Genomic DNA, 19,993 nt, shown 5'->3' on the forward strand with positions numbered 1-19,993 from the left:
TAGGAGGGGTCAGATATGAATAGAAAAGCCGGATTCCTGCTTTTTCTTTCGCTCATTATCCTTGCGGCGGCACCGGCAAAAGTAATGGCTGATGTGAAATATCCCACCTATACCCTGAACAGTTATTCGGATCTGGTATATATGCAGCCTATTTATTATCCGGACAGTGTCTATGGAAATGATCTGACCGTTCAGGATCCAGACCATCCGGACAAGACATTACCCTCGAAACTGCAGGGGCCAAAGGATATTTTCATTGACAAAAAGGATGATATCTATATTGCGGATACAGGCAACAACCGTATTATTCAGTTGAATTCACGTGGTGAGTTGGCTCGTTACATTACCATTCCGGACAGCCCGCTAAATAATCCAGAAGGTGTATTCGTTACGGATGCCGGAGATATTTATGTTGCAGATACAGGAAATCAGCGAGTTATAAAACTAGATGCGAATGGACTGTTAGTAAAGGAATACGGACGTCCTGAGTCAAGGTATATTCCAGAGTCACTCAAGTATGATCCGGTGAAGCTGATCGTTGATAAACGCGGATTTTTGTACATTGCTACAAACGGTGGGTATCAAGGACTTATACAACTAGATCCTGACGGTGAATTTCAATCTTTTTACGGGGCTAATGATGCAAAATTTACTGTAATGGATGGTATTAAGAGAGCCTTATACAGCAAAGAGATGTATGCTAACGAAATTAGCAAACTTCCTGGATCGATCAATAGTGTCACTACCGATGAGGAAGGATTCATCTATACAGTTAGTGGAGGAGACATTGAGAAGAATCAATTGCGAAAGCTAAATACACGGGGCGATAACCTGCTTACCGCGGAGAGTGAATTTGGCACAGCATCAGATGGATCTTACGGCGAGTACCTGATTTCAGAAGTGAAGAAGGCTGAACAAAAAGTACAGCTCATTGACACTGCTGTGGATCGTACTGGCAATATGGCAGTGATTGATCAACAGTTTAAATATATCAGTCACTATGATTCTTCTGGGAATTTACTCTACTTTTGGGGAGGTCCAGCCTCGACGTCCTCTAACCAGTTGGGGCTGCTTCAAAGTCCAAGAGCACTTGATTTCAATTCTCACGGAGAGTTGTTTGTACTTGATGATCAAATGAATCTAGTCCAGGGTTTTCGACTTACCGAGTTTGGAAATCTCGTCAGTGCAGCGAATCAGTTAACACTAAATGGGCGCTATGAGGAAAGTGAGAAACCATGGCGTGAAGTACTACGTCAGAATGCAGGTTTTACTCCCGCCGTGTTTGGACTAGCGAAAGCTGCTTACAAGAAAGGTCAATATGAGGAGGCCAAAGAGCTGTTTCGGCTAGCCGGTTCACAAGAGGGCTATTCAGACTCATTTTGGCAAATTCGCCTGGTTTGGTTTCAGAAAAACTTCTCTAAATTGGTTATGTTGTTTTTGATTGTGACCGCTTTGTATGTGGGAGTCACGAAGTGGGCAGCGCGAGGAAAGAAGAGAAAGTCTTCTCAGCCATTACATGCGGAGAAGCGAAGGTTCCTTGCAGAGCTGAAGCATGCTTTTTATCTATTGCGTCATCCCATTGATGGTTTTACAGCGATCAGATATGAATCCAAGGCGAGCTACTTAGGAGCGGGAATCGTTTTAGTATGTGCCATTGTTTCTTTGATTGCAAATGAATATATGACGAGTTTTTCCTTTAATAAAATCGTTATTCGTGAGATAGATGTAATTTCTATTATGCTGCGCTTTTTGCTCATTTGGTTCGGCTGGGTACTGGCTAATTATTTAATCAGCTCTATTTACCGGGGGGAAGGTCGGTTCCGAGACGTTTTTATTGGCAGCAGTTACTGTTTACTTCCTTTTATTTTGATTGGACTTCCACTTGCCATTCTATCGAATGGAATGACCATGTCGGAAGCTTCTATTTATGGTTTTTTTGATAAAGGGATGCTTTTATGGATTGGGCTGCTGTTTTTTTGGCAGATTCAATCTATTCATAACTATAGCGTAGGCGAGACTTCAATCAATATCTTATTATCAGCCTTTACGCTAATCATGATCGCGGTCATGGTTTATGTCATCGGTGGGCTTGGCGGAGATTTGCTATCGTTCATCAGGGAGATTTATCTGGAGGTGAGCCTGCGATGAGAAGGTTTAGTAAAAAAGCAGTCACGATAGGAATTACAGCGATACTTGTGTTTATTCTCATCGTAGCTGTAGGCATGAATATAAAGTTCGAACAGCGTGCCGAATCTCCTGAAGCAGCTAAGGTATCAACTGCACAAAGCGATGGCAAGGAAGCAGTACTGCCTGAATCCGCTACATTCAAACCAGTTGCTGAGACGGAGATTATCCAGCTGAGTGTCGATCAATTCACCGGACATTTTATCGCGAAGGATAAACGAAACGGCCATGAGTATACATCATTTCCGGATCCTGAGCAGTGGAAGAAAGCAGGGATTAAAGGGCTTTGGAAGCAGCATACTGCTTCACCTATCATGTTCCAGACCTTGAATTTTAATGATAGTAAAGTTCAGCCGAAAGAATCGGATTTACTGAAGGACGATGGCACTGTAAAAGACTTTGAAGAAATAGAGAACGGGTACAGATTAACCTATGAACTTCCAAACACTGGACTAGAAATTCCAGTACAGGTCACGATTAAAGACGATTATATTGAGACGACGGTGCTTCGTGAAGGAATTAAAGAAAGTATAAACGGACTCATTTGGATAAGGCTGTTTCCTTTTTTTGAAGCTGTAGAGTCGGCAGGGCAAGATGGGTATATGTTCGTTCCTGATGGTGGCGGGGCATTGATTACGTTTAAAGAGCAGGTCTCGTCCGGGATCCAAACATCTATTTATCAGGCTAGCGTATACGGTCATGATAAAGCCTTCCGGCTTAATGAGAGTAATTTGGAAACTAGAAGTCGCATAGTGATGCCAGTGTACGGTATGAAGTCCGGGAGCACCGGATTTATAGCAGTACTTCAGGAAGGCGAAGAATATGCAGATATCGTGGCTGCACCTGCTGGCGTATACACCAGCTTCAATTGGGTAACTTCTCAGATGAACTACCGGTCCATGTTCTACCAAACAACGAATCGTAAACAAAATCAAGGGTACACCGCTTATAACGAGAAGGAACTATTCGGAAGCGATCGAACGACACGTTATTATCTGCTTCCAGAGGATGAAGCGAATTATTCAGGGATGGCAGGACGTTATCGGGATTATCTAATGGAGGATAAAGGAATACAGCGAATAGAGTCTGCACCATTCATTCCACTTTATCTTACCTTTCTTGGCGGTGACCAGGAGAAAGGAATCCTGACTGATCGATACATTAAAGCAACGACAACGAGTCAAGCCGAACAAATGCTGCGCCAGCTATCTGATCAAGGAGTTAAAAGTATGGAAGTCACCTATCTGGGCTGGCAAAAGAACGGAGTCAGTGCTTACGGTAAAGGACTCCCCGTGGATAATAGGATCGGTGGGAATCGCGGTATGGAACGCTTTGTGAAGCTGGCACATGAGTTAGGTGCTTCGGTGTATTTGGATACCGAGTATGGATTAAATAATACCGGCGCAGGAGGATTTAAACGCAATTTTGATGGAATTGTTAACCTAGCGGGACGAAAGCTGAGCCAACCTTTTGGGAAAAGTGAGGAAGCGCCTCTTGTCAGCAATCGGTTTGTAGAGGCTCAAATGAGAGGCAAGTGGGATGATTACGAAGCTTTAGACATAGATGGGATAAGTGTCAACACCATGGGACGTGATTTGTTTAGTGATTACAATACCAAACATAAGGCAACTCGTAGTGAAGCGAAAATCCTGCAGCAGTCTATTTTAAAAGAAGCTAAGGATCAGCTTGAACATGTGCAAGGGAATGGGTCAGGGTTTTATTCTCTTCCTTATCTGAATCGAATTCAGGATTTGGATGATGATTACTCTCACGATTTGTTAACAGATACTCCTATACCTTTTGCGCAAATGGCACTTCATGGTCTTATCAGTTATTCCTCTGGATACGCTAATAACCGTGAAGAGCAAGAGAGGGATATGCTAAGAGACATTGAGTATGGATCGTATCCTGCTTATATTTTTACAGACGTACCTACGTCAGCAATGACAGATGCATTTGCCTTCCAGTACTTCAGCACCCAGTTCTCGGAATGGGAAGCAGAAGTAATAAAAGAATACCAAATATTTAATGAACTATTCTCCGCGGTACAGGACCAGTTCATTGTCTCTCACCGATCTATTACGAAGAGAGTGAAGGAGACGGTTTACGAGAATGGGACCCGTATTCTAGTGAATTATGGAGAAGAAGTCTATTATGACGGGGAGATATCTGTTCCTGCGCTTGGTTATACGCTCATGAAAGGAGAGGAAGCCTCATGAAGGGAAGACGAAGACTATCTGGCACGACCATTCAGTACTTAGAAGGCCTGCTGTTTATTTCCCCTTGGCTCATCGGGTTCATGTTCTTTATGGCTTTTCCGCTGGGTTACTCTCTGTACATGAGTTTTCATAATGTTGAAATTTTGGCTACAGGAATTAAAACCAGCTTTGAGGGTTGGAATCACTACAAATTCATTTTGTTTACCAGCGGGGGTATCTTATACAACGATCTTATTCCGTTTCTTATTCAATCACTGATGATGCTTCCTGTAATTATTGTTTTCTCGCTTATGATTGCCATTGTTTTGAACCAGCGCTTTGTGGGAAGAGGATTTTTCCGTGGAGTCTTCTTCTTGCCGGTGATCTTCGCATCGGGACAGCTGGTTCAGGAGTTTCTTAGCCAAGGCGAAGGAAAACTTAATTTTCTAGACCAATACAATATATCAGGAATTATCGCAGAGAATCTTCCAAAAACACTGGCTGCACCGATTGTTTCCATTATGGATTCGTTTGTACTCGTACTCTGGTATTCGGGTGTACAGATTTTGATTTTTCTTGCAGGACGTCAAACGATCTCAGGTTCTGTATATGAAGCAGCACGAATCGATGGAGCAAATCCTTGGGAAGTTTTTTGGAAAATCACACTGCCTGCAATGACACCTTTTATTATGCTCAATCTCATCTATACGGTGGTGGATTTGTTTACTTTCCCCACGAATCCGATTCTTACGAAGGTGAATACATCAAATTACGGACAATCCAGTGCACTGGCTTGGATCTATTTCACCATCATTTTTCTTCTTCTTGGGCTTATCTTTCTTCTGTTCAAAAGGGTTACTTCATCGCGTAAAACATCTGCATAATTACAAAATCATCTATTTACGTCCTCACAACTTATCCTTTCACTGATTTTTAAAAAAACGGGAGGAAGTGTACAACATGGAGAGAACAGACATCACGGTTAATCCAAATCATCATCCTGCCCGGCGTAAGGGGCTGCGGCTTCGTAGAATCAAACATATCATTGTGGGAAAAGAGGCCGACAAAGGCCTTCTGTACCGGCTTTTTATCTATTTCATTCTCATCACTGTGACGTATATCTACTTGAAACCCGTATTTTACATGGTCTCTTCCATGCTTAAAAATGAGGCGGATCTGATCGATCCCGCAGTTAATTGGGTTCCGCGAACGGTTTATTTCGGTATCTTACAAGATGCGTGGGACATTCTTCACTTTCCCAAAGCATTTTCTCTCAGCCTCATGGTCTCGCTCTCAGTCGCTTGTTTACAGACCTGTTCTTGCGCAGTTGCTGGGTACGCTTTTGCGAGACTCAGGATTCCTTTTAAAAAGACGTTGTTTTTTCTTCTGTTATTATCATTTATTGTTCCTCCTCAAGTAACGATTTTGCCGAATTTGATTTTTGCAGGAAAGCTGGATTTGATTCGAACCTATATCCCTATCATGCTTCCGGCTTTGTTTGGTCACGGATTTAAAGGTGCTGTGTTTGTTATCATTTATCGTCAGTTTTTTGCAAACCAGCCGAAGGAGCTGGAAGAAGCTGCGAAGATCGATGGTGCGAGTGTCTTCCGTATTTTTTACCGGGTAATGCTTCCACTCGCTAAACCCGCAATTTTGGTCGTCTTTTTATTTTCTTTCGTATGGACATGGAATGATTTTTATCTGCCTAGTATGTATTTAACAGGATCGGAGAATATGCCACTCTCCCTTAGTATTTCAATTGCTAATTCTACGATTCAGCAAAGAATTGCAATGGAAGGTCCTTCGATCTTTGATGAACCATTAAAAATGGCATCTTCCTTTTTATCCATTCTTCCGCCGCTCATTCTTTATATGTTTGCTCAACGCTGGTTTGTGGAAGGGGTGGAACGTACGGGATTAGTGGAATAGCTACTAAAGTTTTCATTTCTTACAGTTAACTATAAGATGACTAGCCGAAAGGAGGTGAAGGTTTTCATATGGTTGAAGAATGAAGAAGTATGGTGCGTTAGATCAATCTCGAATGATATGAACTGGAGGATGTATATGGCAAATCAGAAGAAATTGATATCTATGATGCTTGCGGTTATGGTGATGATGGCAATATTTCTTCCTTCTGTAGTTCAGGACCACAAAGCTTTTGCAAATCCAGCTTACCCTTATCAGGAGATCAAGATCGTTGGTGTGAATCATGAGAACATAAATATCACAGGATTTAAAGAAAATGATCCGATCAATTTTTGGCCCTCTAATGGAGAGAGCAATGAACGTTGGCGGCTAAGTACAATGGATGGTATTAACTTTAAAATTATTAATATGCGGACTGAAAAGCTCTTATCGACTTTAGCGAGCGGGACCGTTGCGAATACGGCTGCAGTGCTACGTAGTGATGTAGGTGATGATGGGCAACTCTGGAAATTCATCAGTGTAGAAACCGACGTTAATGGAGATGCCTTACGCTACAAAATCGTAAGCAAAAAAGATGAAACTCAGGCGTTAACGCTGGATACTTCCAATCAGAGCGTGATCCTCGCGACTTTTACCGGAGATGTTAAGCAAAAATTTAAGCTCGAAAGTGATGGTCTCATCGGCTTTGCCGGGCACGTCAATGCTGACGGTGGAGAGAAAACCGGGACAATTGGCGGCCTGCTCGGGAAAACAGTGTTTGTATCGGATCTTGCATCCTTTAAGGATGCTCTTCTGAATCCCGATCCGCTGACAATCGTTATTGCCGCAAATATCAATTCCTTAAATGAAGTGTATGATCTGCGAATCACTTCGAACAAAACAATTATCGGTTCTTACGGAGCTAATACACTCATAGATCCTCGTTTGCGGACTGATGATTATTTTAAAGTTCAACCGGTAAGCAACAATATCATTATTAAAAATGTGAACATTAGTGTGGAAAATCGCGAAGATGTAGTTGCCATCGCTGTATATGGATCACGTAATGTCTGGATCGATCATTCTACATTCTCCACGACGTTGCCACTGGATAAGGATGAAGTTGGGAAGTTTATATGGGTGAATCGTTCCATTTATGCAGCCCAGGATCCTGATTTTGTCACGCTTTCGTATAACAACTTCTTTCATCGCTATTGGGGAGTCGCCTTTGGAGCAGGATTTGTAGATAAGGATAGAGCTACTGCCGCATACAACAAATTTGATTCGGTCATTCACCGAACACCGCAGCTCGGTAACGGTAAACTGCACGCCCTTAATAATTTTATGGTACGGACATATGCAGGAACAAATAATGACGGTTATTCCAGCTTGAATGTGGGTGCCGGGGGTCAAGTCTATTCTAATGCGAACCGATTTGAAGGCTACCGAAAAGAAAGCAGCGGCTATTGGGATAATGAAGTTTCAGTAGACACAGCCGGATTCTTCACTGATATGGGTTCCTATACGGATAAAGCGGAGACACCGCCATTTCCAGAACCTTACCCGCTTTCTGCACCAAACGGAAATCTATCCCCATGGAATCCAATCACAAATTATAACTTCGAGACGCTTGATGCATATAACATAAACGGAATGGACGTAAAAGGATTTGTAAACGCATACTCAGGCGCTTCGTCCTTTGCTGGCGGAATAAAATACATTCATTATCCGGAACTTAGTGCTTATTTGAATTAGCAAAAAGAAACTTATTTTTACGGCGGGATCGGCTATGCTGGTCCCTTTTTTAGAGGAAGCTTGATAATAAAAAACAAAAGAGGACAAATAAAGATAAATTTAAGCGATTTGAACAAGCGAACAGAGAGATTTGGTAATTTTCTTACTTTATAATGAAAGCGATTCAAAACGGAGGTGTAACGGTTGAACACATTCAGGAATCCGATTCTCCCAGGGTTTTATCCGGATCCATCGGTCTGCAGAGTTGATGAAGATTATTATATGGTGACGTCTACATTCGAGTATTTTCCTGGGGTTCCTATCTTTCATAGTAAGGATCTCGTGAATTGGAGACAGCTTGGTCATGTACTGAGCAGACCTTCACAGCTGGATTTGGATGGATTGCTGCCATCTAAAGGAATATGGGCTCCAACGATTCGTTATCACGAGGGTACTTTCTATGTCATCACCACAATGGTAGGGAATGATAAAAGTCAGCGCAACTTTTATGTAACCGCATCTGATCCCGAAGGCGAGTGGTCAGAACCTGTATGGCTCGAAGATGCACCAGGTATTGACCCCTCTTTGTTTTTTGATGAGGATGGCAAGGTTTATTACACCGGGAACAGGGTTCCGCCGGAAGGACAGATTCATGCAAAAAATATGGACATTTGGCTTCAGGAACTGGATCTTGCATCAGGCAAGTTGATTGGAGATAAATACAGCCTGTGGCAAGGAGCGTTGAAGGTAGCTCATGCCCAGGAAGGACCGCATCTGTACAAAATCGGAAGTTATTATTACCTGCTCATCGCCGAAGGTGGAACAGGAAGAACGCATGCCGTAACCATTGCACGCAGTGAGTCTGTGGCAGGTCCATATGAGGGATGCAGATCCAATCCGATTCTGACGCATCGACATTTAGGAAGAGAAGCCGAAATCGTTAACGTTGGACATGCGGAACTCATCGAAACGCAAAATGGGGAATGGTGGATGGTATGTCTAGCTTCACGCCCTTACGGCGGAAATTACCGCAACTTAGGAAGAGAGACATTTCTTGTTCCTGTCCGCTGGGAAAGCGGCTGGCCAGTAGTGGCACCGGGAATCGGTAAGATTGAGCTAATCATGAACCGTCCAAATCTTCCTGAACATAGATGGCCCTCCCTTCCGGCTTGCGATCATTTTGATACGTTAGAGCTCGAAGATCACTGGAATTTCATTCGTACACCGCGGGAAGAATTTTGGAGTTTAAAAGAACGTCCAGGATATTTACGGCTTCGTTTGAAGCCAGAGTCGATTACAAAGCCTGAGAATCCATCCTTTGTAGGACGCAGGCAGCAACATATCAGCTTTGCCTCATGTACAGTGATGGAGTTTAACCCGCGTTCAGAACAGGAGTCTGCAGGGCTCGTGTTGCTGCAAAATATGGATTATCAGTTCCGATTTATATATGGGATTTGGGAAGGAAACAAGGAAATTCGCCTTGTTCGCCGATGCGGCGGGGAAGAGACGACTTTAGCCTCTCACAGCCTGAATACTTCCAAGCTGTATTTAAAAGTTGAAGCGTACCAGCAGAATTACCGCTTTTTCTACCGGGAACAAGAAGGACCATGGGTTACCCTCTGTGAGAATGTACTTGGTACGATACTCAGCACAGATATGGCAGGCGGTTTTACGGGAGCTTATATAGGTATGTATGCAAGCAGTGAGGGAAAGAAGAGCGACAATGCAGCGGATTTTGACTGGTTTGAATATATTGCCCTGACGGAGTAACAAACAAGGACTCTAGATTGAAATCGAGCGAAAAAAAGGAGCGAAAGAACTTATGGAAAAGATGACTGAAGCATGGTCAAGTGTGAACCAAAATATTGAACTGCCTACTATACCGGATCGGACATTTATGATTACAGATTTCGGAGCTGCAGGTGATGGTGTAACGGACAACACGGAAGCATTTCGATTAACGATTGAAGCATGTCATCAGGCCGGGGGTGGAAAAGTAGTTATTCCTGCAGGGGTATGGAGTACAGGACCAATCGTACTGAAGAGTAGAATCAATCTGCATGCCGAGGCAGGAGCACTAATTAGCTTTAGCCAGTGTAGAGACGACTACCCGCTTGTTTATTCAACGTTTGAGGGACTGGCGACTTATCGATGTCAATCACCACTGGACGGGGAGGGACTAGAAGATATAGCGATTACCGGACAAGGGATATTTGATGGGGGCGGAGAGGTCTGGCGTCCTGTCAAAAAGATGAAGCTGAATGCACGGGAATGGGAACAGCTGATAAATAATGGTGGAGTTGTAGACAGTGAAGGCGAGGTTTGGTGGCCTTCCATAGGTGCAATGAACGGCAGAACCCTGGTAGATCGGCTAGATCAGGAAGGGTGTAAAGATAAGCAGTCGTATGAGGTTGCTAGAGACTATTTGCGTCCGGCGCTCCTAAGTCTGCGGAAATGTAATCGTATTTTGCTCGAAGCAGCTACCTTTCAGAATTCGGCAGCCTGGTGTCTTCATCCATGGGCTTCCAAGCATCTGACCATTCGCTCTATTACGGTTCGTAATCCTTGGTATGCTCAGAATGGAGATGGACTGGATCTTGATTCCTGTTCTTTGGCTTTGGTCGAGAATTGTATGTTTGATGTAGGTGATGATGCGATTTGTTTTAAGTCGGGTAAAGATAAACCGGGTAGAGACTTGGGAATTCCTTGCGAGGATATCACTATTCGAGACTGTGTTGTCTATCATGGTCATGGGGGCGTTGTGATTGGTAGTGAGATGTCCGGCGGTGTCCGCCGCGTTCATATCACAGACTGTACATTTATCGGTACGGATATAGGAATACGATTTAAAAGCGCGCGCGGTAGAGGAGGTATTGTCGAGGATATCCTTATCCAAAATATTCGGATGAGAGAGATCGCCGGAGATGCCATATCTATGAATATGTTCTATAACGGAAATGAAGGATCCGGCATCTGGGCAGATGACAAATATCCTATATCTGATGAAACGCCTATTTTCCGAAATATCCGAATGGAGGGCATTGTTTGTCTCGGTGCGGAGTCGGCTGTTTATGCGGGGGGCCTTTCAGAAATGCCGCTTTCAAATATGGACATATCGAGTTCGGTTTTCAAGTGCCGCAGAGGAATAAAGCTTGCCCATGCGCAGCATTTTCAGATTAGTGATGTAGAATTGTACACTGATCATGGACCTTTGATTGAACTTCATCAATGCCGTTCTGTGTCAGCGGCGGGAGTGAAAGGAGAGTCTCATGAGGGAGAAGAACGCCAAATTGCTGTTTTTGGAGCCAATACTGCAGATATTACCCTCCGGCGTTCCACTGCTGAAACCATGCAGATTATAACGGGGCAAGGTGTTATACAAGAAGAAATCAAAAGACTATCCTATTAAACTTTTTATTTGCTGTGTTGTTTTCGGTAACGCAGGGGAGAGGTCCCCGTCAATTTTTTAAAAGTCTTATTAAAATGATTGATATGTTCAAATCCCGTTTGCTCTGCAATCGACTGTACTTTATCACGTGTTTCAGCAAGTCTTTTCTGAGCTTCGCGGATGCGAACGACTTGTAAATATTCTTTGAAATGGAACCCCGTTAACTTGGAAAAGATTCGGCTTAGATAAGAAGGACTAATATAAAATTGCCGTGCGAGCTGCTCGAGTGTCAGCGGCTGTGCATAATGTTCATTCATATAATTAGCAATTTCGGATACCTTGGCATGCATGGGATTTCTGTCTTCGATCATGACTTTCTTAGTCTGGTCACTATGAAGATGGCGATCGAGATGGATCAGCAGCTCCGTAAGTAATGAACGAACATAAGCTACATAGTGAAGGGGCTGCTCCCTGCATTCCTTTAGCATTTGCCGCAAAAGGTGTTCAATGAAAGGTTGTTCCTTCAAGGTAAATCTTATAAGAAGGGATTCACGAAAGGGAAGCTCCACTCCAGTACGAGGATTACCCTCCGTAAAGAATTGATGTGAGAAACTGACAAGTACACGCTCGAATTCTGGCACATCCGAACTTGCTGTGGAATGAAAATCATCTGGATTGACGACCATCATATCACCCTTTCGGGCAGTATAGACGGAACCATTCATAAAATATACTCTTTCCCCATCGAGTAAATAGTAGAGCTCATAATAAGGATGGCTATGAGGTCGCTTCATTGCGGAAACCCCGCTTTTTTTCATCAATTGAATCGAAAAGGCGTGTTCGCCGATGATATGTTTTGGTTCGGTACGATCACTCATGAGGATATCCCTCCCTAGGAGAATAAGTAGAAGAATGATAAATAACCCGGATTATTACTCGTAAATTAGAACGATTATACACAATAATGTAAACGTTAACAATAGAGAGGAGAGGTTGTTTAAATCATGGATAATAAGCAGATCATCGTTGTTTCCCAGCAAGGAACAGGAGACTTTGTAACGGTACAGGAGGCTGTGGATTCGGTGGGGAATGAACCTGTGGTGATTTTAGTCGAGCCAGGAATCTATAAAGAAAAAATGGTTATCCATAAAAATTTGCCGCCTATCACTTTACTAGGAAAAGATCAGAAAAATACCATTCTTACTTACGATGATAATGCACATACCCTAGGGGATGATGGAAGTCCAATCGGTACTTTTCGAAGTGCCAGTCTGTTTATTTATGCGCCTGACTTCATGATGGAGAATATGACGATTGTAAACAGTTCAGGTCCAGGAACGGGTCAGGCGGTTGCCGCATTTGTAGATGCGGATCGGGCTTTGTTCAGAAATGTGCGGTTTTTGGGGGATCAAGATACGCTGTATACGGGCCCTGGAAGACAATATTATGACCAATGTTATATTGAGGGAGATGTCGATTTTATTTTTGGGCCAGCAACAGCAGTATTTGATCATTGTCATATCCACTGTAAACGAAAAGGCGGATACATTACCGCTGCATCCACACCGGAGAACGAGGAACATGGATACATTTTTCTTGATTGCAAGGTTACAGGAGACGCTGGGGTAGAGAAGGTGTATTTGGGGAGACCCTGGAGACCTTATGCGAAGGTTACCTGGGTCCGAACAAATATGGATGCGTCCGTTCATCCTTCAGGTTGGCATAATTGGGGGGATCTGGAGAAAGAAAAAACATCCAGATATTCAGAATATGGATCTTATGGGCTCGGCGCAAATGACATGGAGCGGGTGACCTGGGCGCAGCTCATAAGCAAGGAAGAAGCAAGCAAACTCACACCTGATATTGTCTTGGGAGGCCTAGATCAGTGGCAGCCAGCAAAGCGTTCCGCAAGGGTGTAGGAGGGGAGGCGAATGGATAATCTCGCGATGCGGCTAGTGACACAGTGGATCAAGAACTATCCGATGTTGATTCATTGTACCTGGGTTTCTGATCGTTGGCACTACGAACAAGGTTGCTTGTTGAAAGGAATCCATGATGTTTACATGCATACGGGAGAGAACGACCTGTTGGAATATATACGGACGAATATGGACCGTTATGTAGAGAATGATGGGAATATCCGTACTTACCGGGAGCAGGATTACAATTTGGATCAAATCAATAATGGGAAGATGCTGCTTCAGCTTTATCGGTACACTGGAAAAGAAAAATATGCGTTGGCTGCAAAAAAGCTAATCGCACAAATGAACAATCAGCCGCGTACAAAATCCGGTGGATTCTGGCATAAAAAAATCTATCCTCACCAGATGTGGCTTGATGGTCATTACATGGCGATGCCCTTTCTAGCCGAGTACGGAATTATGTTTGGAGAGGGACATTATATTGATGAAGCAGTACGGCAATTACTGCTTATGGAGGACAAAGCACGTGATTCACAGACCGGACTTTTATATCATGGATGGGATGAGAGTCGAGGTCAGAGGTGGTCAAACCCTGTTACTGGGCAATCTCCGCAGATTTGGGGGAGGGGGATGGGCTGGTTTGCTATGGCTCTTGTGGATACATTGCCTTTTCTTGAGGGACATGTAGGACGAGAAAAGGTAGCGGCTATGCTTCAACGTTGTTCCGAGGCAGTTCTTAACGTACAAGATACTCAGACTGGTTTATGGTATCAAGTCATGAATCATGGCACTCGGCAAGGGAATTTCCTGGAGGCTTCAGCCTCTTCTATGTTCACCTATACTTTAAAGAAAGGAAATACACTTGGAATACTAGGTCCGGAGATGGCTGAGGCTGCTAAGCGTGCTTATCAGGGAATTATAAATAACTTCTTGTACAAGGACCGTGAGGGTATGCTTTCTGTTAAACAGAACTGCAAAGTGGCAGGTCTTGGAGGAAATCCTTATCGGGATGGATCGTATACCTATTATGTTTCAGAGCCTATTGTAGAAGATGATCTTAAATCGCTGGGGGCTTGCATCATGGCTCTTAGTGCGGTTGAATATCTGTAGGTCGTGCACCGTGGGAAGAATTAGGTTTTTGTGAAAATAAAAGACAGGATCATGGAGTTTACCTGAGGTAAAGTTCCAGTGATCCTGTCTTCTTTTATATCCAAGTGTGAAGGAAAATGAAATTCCTTAATGATTCAGTACCTGATCTTTATTTTTGTGAAAGGCAATGGTTACAGAAGTAAGCAATAGGATTACTCCCGTAAATAAGAATCCTCCGATAATACTGAGAGACAGCCATCCTAATACGGAAGAACCGGCGACTACACCTAGAGAGAAGAAGGCGTAAAAGTAACCGTAAGCTTTGCCTCGCAGTTCCGCTGTGGTAGCTCTAATGAGCATGGTATTAATAGATGGGAACAAGAGTGCAAAACCGATTCCGTATAGACCAAGTACGATGTAAAGGGCGAGTGTCGTTGTTGATTGGCTGATCAGCATTTGACTAATTCCAAGCAGACCCATTCCAATTGCCATCGTTACCGATGGAGCAACACGATCGAAAATACGATTCGTAGGAAGGACAAACATGAGAACAGCAATAATCCCGAACGTACTAAGCAGCGTGCCGCTTAATCTCGAATCATATCCAAGCGTTTGAACATGCAGGGGTAGTAAATAAGCAATTACGCCTTGAGAGAACATTAAGAAAAATGCTCCGCAATAGGCTTTAATCACCCCTATATTAAAGAACGATCCAGCGGATGTGTGGACGTTAACCTCTTTTTCTGTCTTAGACACTTTATATTTACGAAGAAAGATAGCAGATAATACGGCTAGAATGAGTCCCAATACGGCTATACAAGTAAAAACGAAAGGGACTGAGGTTTTACTTGCCATAATTCCGCTGAAAGCAGGTCCGATAATCGCAGCTAGCCCTACAAAGGTGCCGGTGAATGCAACTTTTTTACCTTGTTCATTATTGATCGTTGTATTTGCAGAGAAGGTGAACGCAGCAGGAACAATGAGTCCAGCCACAAAACCATGAAAAATACGTACAATGATCAGAAACGCAGGTGATTCGACAAAATAATATAGCAGCAATGTACAGCTTGTTAATACTAATCCGGCCATCAGTAACTTAAAAGGTCCGATCTTATCGGTCAGAATACCTGATAAGACATTGCCCGCTGTATTGGTTAATGAATATAGTCCTACCACAAAGCCTACAATAAATGTGCTTGCCCCAACGGAAGCTGCAAATGTGCTCATAACGGGCAGTTGTGCAAATAAATCGATAAAAGAGAAGAACACAATACTATATACAATCAGGGCAGGATTAAAAGGTTTCATCTTGTATTTAGTTACAGCTTTCTTCAGCTTAAAATCAAATACAAAATTGCCAAATGGAATAAAGGCGACAATGAATGCTGCAGCTGACCACCATAAGCTCCAATTGACCCGAATAGCAGCATAAAGGATCGCAAGAGCATATAGGCAGAAGACAGCACCGTGAATACTACCCATGACCGAAACTGCTGCATCGATGCCGAGGGCATACTTCATTGGCATGGCGATACATAACAAGAATAAAAATGAAAAACCATCTAATAGGCCTGTAATACGCAGAAAATTAATTGGATGTGTACGCAATTCTTTTGCTCCTAATGAAATTTTTGAACATATAAATTCATTCTAACATTCTCATGGACGATAAAAAATGGGATGACAAAGTAAATTATAACGTTATTGTGAAAATTATCGATTTACACCCTAACCTCAATGGTTGACATCAAAAAATTATTTCTCTATACTGTCAATAATCTTATATATGATATACGTTGAAAGAGCCCAGTAGCAGCTTAGTCCCTGTTCTAGAAAGCCGGGGGTTGATGGAACCCGGTACACACTAAGATCGCGAATTACACTCTGGAGTATCTCGGGTAATGCCGAGCGGAAGTGGCGAACGATACCTCGTGATAAAAGCGGCATAAATGGCACATATGATGTGTGGCGTTCATTTATGCAATCTGGGTGGTACCACGGTTGTTCAATCGTCCCTATGTCTACAATAGACATAGGGACGATTTTTTTTATATTTGCCGTGCTGGTCTATCTCTAATTATAAGAAAACTTACGAACCTAAAGGAGTGTTATCACTGTGAATATTATTGATGAACTGGAATGGCGGGACGCCATTAATCAACAAACGGATGCGGAAGGTCTTAGGGAATTAACGAGCCAAAAGTCAATATCTCTGTACTGCGGTGTAGATCCAACCGGCGATAGTATGCATATTGGTCACTTGATTCCCTTCATGGTACTCAAACGATTCCAACTAGCCGGGCATCGTCCGGTGATTCTGATCGGCGGGGCTACGGGAACCATTGGAGATCCAAGTGGGCGTCAATCAGAACGTTCACTGCAAACACTCGAAGAAGTACAAGCGAACGTGGATGCACTCACGAACCAAATGAAAAAACTGTTTATTACAGAAGGCGATAACCAAATTCGCATGGTTAATAACTATGACTGGACCCATAAGATTAATGTCATTGAATTCTTGCGCGACTATGGTAAAAACTTTAGCCTCAATTCCATGCTTGCTAAGGATGTGGTAGCAAGCAGACTCGAAAGTGGTATTTCCTTTACCGAGTTTTCTTACCAAATTCTGCAGTCTCTGGACTTCTTGCATTTGTACCAGAACGAAGATGTTCAGCTGCAAATCGGCGGTTCTGATCAGTGGGGTAACATTACAAGCGGTCTAGATCTGATCCGGAAAAAAGAAGGAGCAGAAGCAAAAGCATTCGGTCTGACAATTCCGCTGATGCTGAAAGCAGATGGAACGAAATTCGGTAAATCAGCGGGTGGTTCGATCTGGCTCGATCCGAAGAAAACAACTCCATTTGAGTTCTACCAATTCTGGGCTAACACGGATGATCGCGATGTTGTGAAATATTTGAAGTACTTTACCTTCCTCTCCAAAGAAGAAATTGACGGGCTGGCTGAAAAAGTAGAGACAGAACCGCATAAGCGGGAAGCTCAGAAGAAGCTTGCTGAAGAAATGACAAGATTTGTACATGGCGAAGAAATGCTTGAGCAAGCGCTTCGTATTACAGCAGCACTCTTCAGCGGCGATATTAAATCCCTTACGGCAGATGAAATTGAGCAAGGGTTTAAAGAAATGCCAACCTTTGAAGCAACGAATGAATCGAAAAATATTGTAGACTGGCTTGTTGATCTAGGAATCGAGCCATCTAAGCGTCAAGCACGCGAAGATATTACAAAAGGTGCAATTTCGATGAATGGTGAGCGAGTTACGGATGTAAACTTTGAAGTGACAGCAAGTGAGGCCATTGGCGGTCGATTTATCATTATTCGTAAAGGTAAGAAAAACTACAGCTTGGTGAAAATGTCCTAGTAGACAGTGAAACCACAGCAGGGCTGCAGTATTTCTGCACTAGGTAACTAAGTTCATTATCATTACAATCATAAACTGCGGGACACTAATACGTGTTCCGCGGTTTTATAACATCTAACATCTAACTAGGTAGATCTGCCCGTTCAATGTAAGATCTAGGTAAGAAAATAATAGATTTATATTGCAAAATTAAATTTCATATGTTAATATAGACACATTGATTGATTTTTACATGAAAAAGTCATGGGTTCTTAGCTCAGTTGGTAGAGCAGTTGACTCTTAATCAATTGGTCGAGGGTTCGAGTCCCTCAGAACCCATCCTAGCTAAAGATGGCCGAGTATTCGCCATCTCAGGACTGTAGATATACTAGTTTAAATTACTAGTCTATCTGCAGTCTTTTTTTATTTTTATATGTATTAGTGCTCATATTATATTTTCGAACATTCCTTATTTCCTTCTGATGACTAGGTAATAAGGTGAAGGATCTAGCTGAATTTAGGGTAAAGGAGATAGAGAACGAATTTATCTGCTTTACAATAAATACGGATAGGTGGTGTTTTGTCATGACAGTCATTCATGGAAATCAATTTATGGAACTTACCTTCCTTGAGAAACATATTTTAGACACTGTTGATTTTTATGCTGAGCATACAGAAGATGAAATTAACGGAGGTTATTTTAACACGTATTTGGATGATGCAGCGGTACCTGATGCTGAGATTAGATCGCTTGTTGGAACAGCTCGTTTGATTTACATTTATAGCTCTGCGGCTATTTTAACGGGTTCGAATAAATACCGTGATTTGGCGAAGCGTGGTTTAAACTACTTAGAAGAAATACACCGTGATAAAGAATATGGCGGATATTATTGGAAAGTGAAAGGGCACAGAGTAGAGGATAACAGGAAAATGGCATATGGACATGCTTTTGCTCTTTTGGCTGCTGCTTCTGCCTATAAAGCGGAGATTGTCGAAGCAAAACCGATGATAGAGTATATATACGAAATACTTGGAGAACACTTCTGGCGTGAGGAAGACGGACTTTATGTGGATGAAATAACGGCAGATTGGTCGCTAACGTCTTCCTATCGCGGACAGAATGCAAACATGCATCTGTGTGAAGCAATGATGGCAGCTTTTGAAGCCACAGGGGACGGTAAATATGATGAACGAGCTAGAACGATAGCACATTCGGTGATGTTTAAGTTGCTTCCTCAGTCCGGGACAGAAATGTTATGGGAACACTACGATGAGAACTGGAAGATTGACTGGGATTATGAAAAAGGAAATACAAAAAATGAATTCCGTCCCTATGGATTTGTGGTTGGACACTCGATTGAGTGGAGTAAACTGTTGCAACTGCTAGATCGACATCAGCCGGAAGAGTGGCTGTTTCCAAGAGCAGAAGCTCTTTTCCGGCATGCAACAAATAAGGGAGTCGATCGAAAATATGGAGGCATTGTATACGCCGTTTCTCCCGATAACAAGTCCGTTATTGATAATGATAAACTGTACTGGGTGCAGACAGAGGCTCTAGGAGCTGCTGCCTTATTTGCAGCGAGAACGGACTCAGCGGAATATAAAGAATTCTATATTTCTTTATTTGACTACTGCTTTACACATTTTGTCGATCATGAGCATGGGGGATGGTATGAGCAGCTTGATCGTCGGAACGCTTTGTATAGTAACTTGAAAAGTCCATCTCCTAAGGCGGATTACCATCCGGTTACGAATGCAATGACTGCTATGCTCGCATTTGGAGGCGCAGCAATGAAATCAAAACTAAAGATGTAATCGTAATGTAAAGAATTCATGCTATATCTGTCCTTCTAATTTGTCTACGTACAATTTAGCAGTCATAAGATCCATATCTTTCGCTTCTCTGAGCTTTTTAATAGCAGCTATTTTTTGACCTTTTTGGATCATGAACAGCAGCTGTTCATCAAGTGCAGTCCCCTTTATTTCTTCAGATGTCGTGTTAAAAGAGGCAGCTTGACCTTGATTCCGATCAGAAACAGAGGAGCAGGGTGTAAAATCGGCCCGAGCTGTTTGATTTCTGATAAGATCAAGTTCAAGCTGAATTTCTTTAATTTGGCGTTTTACTTTCATTACGATAAGCAGCAGGATACAAGATAAAATAACCGCAAGTGTGGCAATGAGTTCTGTAGGTTCCATCTTCTCTCTGGTTCTCCTTTCT

Annotated in this window: 14 protein-coding genes, 1 tRNA gene and 1 other annotated feature; of the genes, 12 read left to right on the forward strand and 3 right to left on the reverse strand. The window is 42.8% G+C overall.

Annotated features, from left to right (window positions below):
- Positions 1–15: 15 nt before the first annotated feature.
- From QPK24_RS07875 to QPK24_RS07905, 7 genes are all read left to right on the forward strand, one after another.
- Positions 16–2,148 carry a YIP1 family protein gene (locus QPK24_RS07875; protein ID WP_285747643.1) on the forward strand — a complete coding sequence of 711 codons (2,133 nt, stop codon included), beginning with the start codon at positions 16–18 and terminating at the stop codon, positions 2,146–2,148.
- Positions 2,145–4,403 (forward strand): DUF5696 domain-containing protein, encoded by a 2,259-nt coding sequence (locus tag QPK24_RS07880; RefSeq protein WP_285747645.1) that lies wholly within the window; start codon positions 2,145–2,147, stop codon positions 4,401–4,403. Before QPK24_RS07875 ends, QPK24_RS07880 begins: the two co-directional genes overlap by 4 nt.
- Positions 4,400–5,266, forward strand: coding sequence for a carbohydrate ABC transporter permease (locus QPK24_RS07885; RefSeq protein WP_285747647.1), 867 nt, complete (start codon positions 4,400–4,402; stop codon positions 5,264–5,266). Before QPK24_RS07880 ends, QPK24_RS07885 begins: the two co-directional genes overlap by 4 nt.
- Before the next feature lie 76 nt (positions 5,267–5,342).
- Entirely contained in the window at positions 5,343–6,311 is a 969-nt protein-coding gene (locus tag QPK24_RS07890; RefSeq protein ID WP_285747649.1) for a carbohydrate ABC transporter permease, read from the forward strand.
- 135 nt (positions 6,312–6,446) lie between these two features.
- Complete coding sequence (locus tag QPK24_RS07895; protein ID WP_285747651.1) at positions 6,447–8,042, forward strand: pectate lyase family protein; 1,596 nt, start codon at positions 6,447–6,449, stop codon at positions 8,040–8,042.
- Between the two features lie 183 nt (positions 8,043–8,225).
- Positions 8,226–9,791: a glycoside hydrolase family 43 protein gene (locus QPK24_RS07900; RefSeq protein WP_285747653.1), complete on the forward strand. Its 1,566-nt coding sequence runs from the start codon at positions 8,226–8,228 to the stop codon at positions 9,789–9,791.
- A 52-nt stretch (positions 9,792–9,843) separates the two neighbouring features.
- The gene (locus QPK24_RS07905; protein WP_285747655.1) at positions 9,844–11,430 is read left to right on the forward strand and encodes a glycoside hydrolase family 28 protein; all 1,587 of its coding nucleotides are present in this window, start codon (positions 9,844–9,846) and stop codon (positions 11,428–11,430) included.
- A gap of 5 nt (positions 11,431–11,435) precedes the next feature.
- Here QPK24_RS07905 and QPK24_RS07910 read toward each other — a convergent pair whose 3' ends face one another.
- The gene (locus tag QPK24_RS07910) at positions 11,436–12,287 is read right to left on the reverse strand and encodes a helix-turn-helix transcriptional regulator (protein ID WP_160032966.1); all 852 of its coding nucleotides are present in this window, start codon (positions 12,285–12,287) and stop codon (positions 11,436–11,438) included.
- A 126-nt stretch (positions 12,288–12,413) separates the two neighbouring features.
- On the opposite strand from QPK24_RS07910, the gene QPK24_RS07915 reads away from it, so the two are divergent.
- Both QPK24_RS07915 and QPK24_RS07920 read left to right on the forward strand, forming a co-directional pair.
- Positions 12,414–13,328, forward strand: coding sequence for a pectinesterase family protein (locus QPK24_RS07915; protein ID WP_285747659.1), 915 nt, complete (start codon positions 12,414–12,416; stop codon positions 13,326–13,328).
- A gap of 12 nt (positions 13,329–13,340) precedes the next feature.
- Positions 13,341–14,441: a glycoside hydrolase family 88/105 protein gene (locus QPK24_RS07920; RefSeq protein ID WP_285747660.1), complete on the forward strand. Its 1,101-nt coding sequence runs from the start codon at positions 13,341–13,343 to the stop codon at positions 14,439–14,441.
- Between the two features lie 126 nt (positions 14,442–14,567).
- On the opposite strand, the gene QPK24_RS07925 is transcribed toward QPK24_RS07920, so the two are convergent.
- Entirely contained in the window at positions 14,568–16,028 is a 1,461-nt protein-coding gene (locus tag QPK24_RS07925) for an MFS transporter (RefSeq protein WP_285747661.1), read from the reverse strand.
- Between the two features lie 179 nt (positions 16,029–16,207).
- Positions 16,208–16,440, forward strand: a binding site (T-box leader).
- 96 nt (positions 16,441–16,536) lie between these two features.
- On the opposite strand from QPK24_RS07925, the gene tyrS reads away from it, so the two are divergent.
- The 3 genes from tyrS to QPK24_RS07940 all read left to right on the forward strand — a co-directional run bounded on the left by tyrS (position 16,537) and on the right by QPK24_RS07940 (position 19,590).
- Complete coding sequence (tyrS, locus tag QPK24_RS07930) at positions 16,537–17,796, forward strand: tyrosine--tRNA ligase (RefSeq protein ID WP_285747662.1); 1,260 nt, start codon at positions 16,537–16,539, stop codon at positions 17,794–17,796.
- A 245-nt stretch (positions 17,797–18,041) separates the two neighbouring features.
- Positions 18,042–18,114: transfer RNA gene (locus tag QPK24_RS07935), tRNA-Lys, on the forward strand.
- Between the two features lie 246 nt (positions 18,115–18,360).
- A complete protein-coding gene (locus QPK24_RS07940) occupies positions 18,361–19,590 on the forward strand; it encodes an AGE family epimerase/isomerase (protein ID WP_285747663.1) in 1,230 nt (409 codons plus the stop codon).
- 21 nt (positions 19,591–19,611) lie between these two features.
- On the opposite strand, the gene QPK24_RS07945 is transcribed toward QPK24_RS07940, so the two are convergent.
- Entirely contained in the window at positions 19,612–19,971 is a 360-nt protein-coding gene (locus QPK24_RS07945) for a hypothetical protein (RefSeq protein WP_285747664.1), read from the reverse strand.
- Positions 19,972–19,993 lie beyond the last annotated feature (22 nt).

The sequence above is a fragment of the Paenibacillus polygoni genome (assembly GCF_030263935.1).
Lineage (GTDB): Bacteria > Bacillota > Bacilli > Paenibacillales > Paenibacillaceae > Paenibacillus > Paenibacillus polygoni.

Bases quoted from the DNA above. Each gene is read 5' to 3' on its own strand.
- QPK24_RS07885 (WP_285747647.1), top strand. From the start codon at position 4,400: ATGAAGGGAAGACGAAGACTATCTGGCACGACCATTCAGTACTTAGAA.
- QPK24_RS07895 (WP_285747651.1), top strand. From the start codon at position 6,447: ATGGCAAATCAGAAGAAATTGATATCTATGATGCTTGCGGTTATGGTG.
- QPK24_RS07915 (WP_285747659.1), top strand. From the start codon at position 12,414: ATGGATAATAAGCAGATCATCGTTGTTTCCCAGCAAGGAACAGGAGAC.
- QPK24_RS07880 (WP_285747645.1), top strand. From the start codon at position 2,145: ATGAGAAGGTTTAGTAAAAAAGCAGTCACGATAGGAATTACAGCGATA.
- QPK24_RS07890 (WP_285747649.1), top strand. From the start codon at position 5,343: ATGGAGAGAACAGACATCACGGTTAATCCAAATCATCATCCTGCCCGG.
- QPK24_RS07875 (WP_285747643.1), top strand. From the start codon at position 16: ATGAATAGAAAAGCCGGATTCCTGCTTTTTCTTTCGCTCATTATCCTT.
- QPK24_RS07945 (WP_285747664.1), bottom strand. From the start codon at position 19,971: ATGGAACCTACAGAACTCATTGCCACACTTGCGGTTATTTTATCTTGT.
- QPK24_RS07920 (WP_285747660.1), top strand. From the start codon at position 13,341: ATGGATAATCTCGCGATGCGGCTAGTGACACAGTGGATCAAGAACTAT.
- QPK24_RS07905 (WP_285747655.1), top strand. From the start codon at position 9,844: ATGGAAAAGATGACTGAAGCATGGTCAAGTGTGAACCAAAATATTGAA.
- QPK24_RS07910 (WP_160032966.1), bottom strand. From the start codon at position 12,287: ATGAGTGATCGTACCGAACCAAAACATATCATCGGCGAACACGCCTTT.
- QPK24_RS07940 (WP_285747663.1), top strand. From the start codon at position 18,361: ATGACAGTCATTCATGGAAATCAATTTATGGAACTTACCTTCCTTGAG.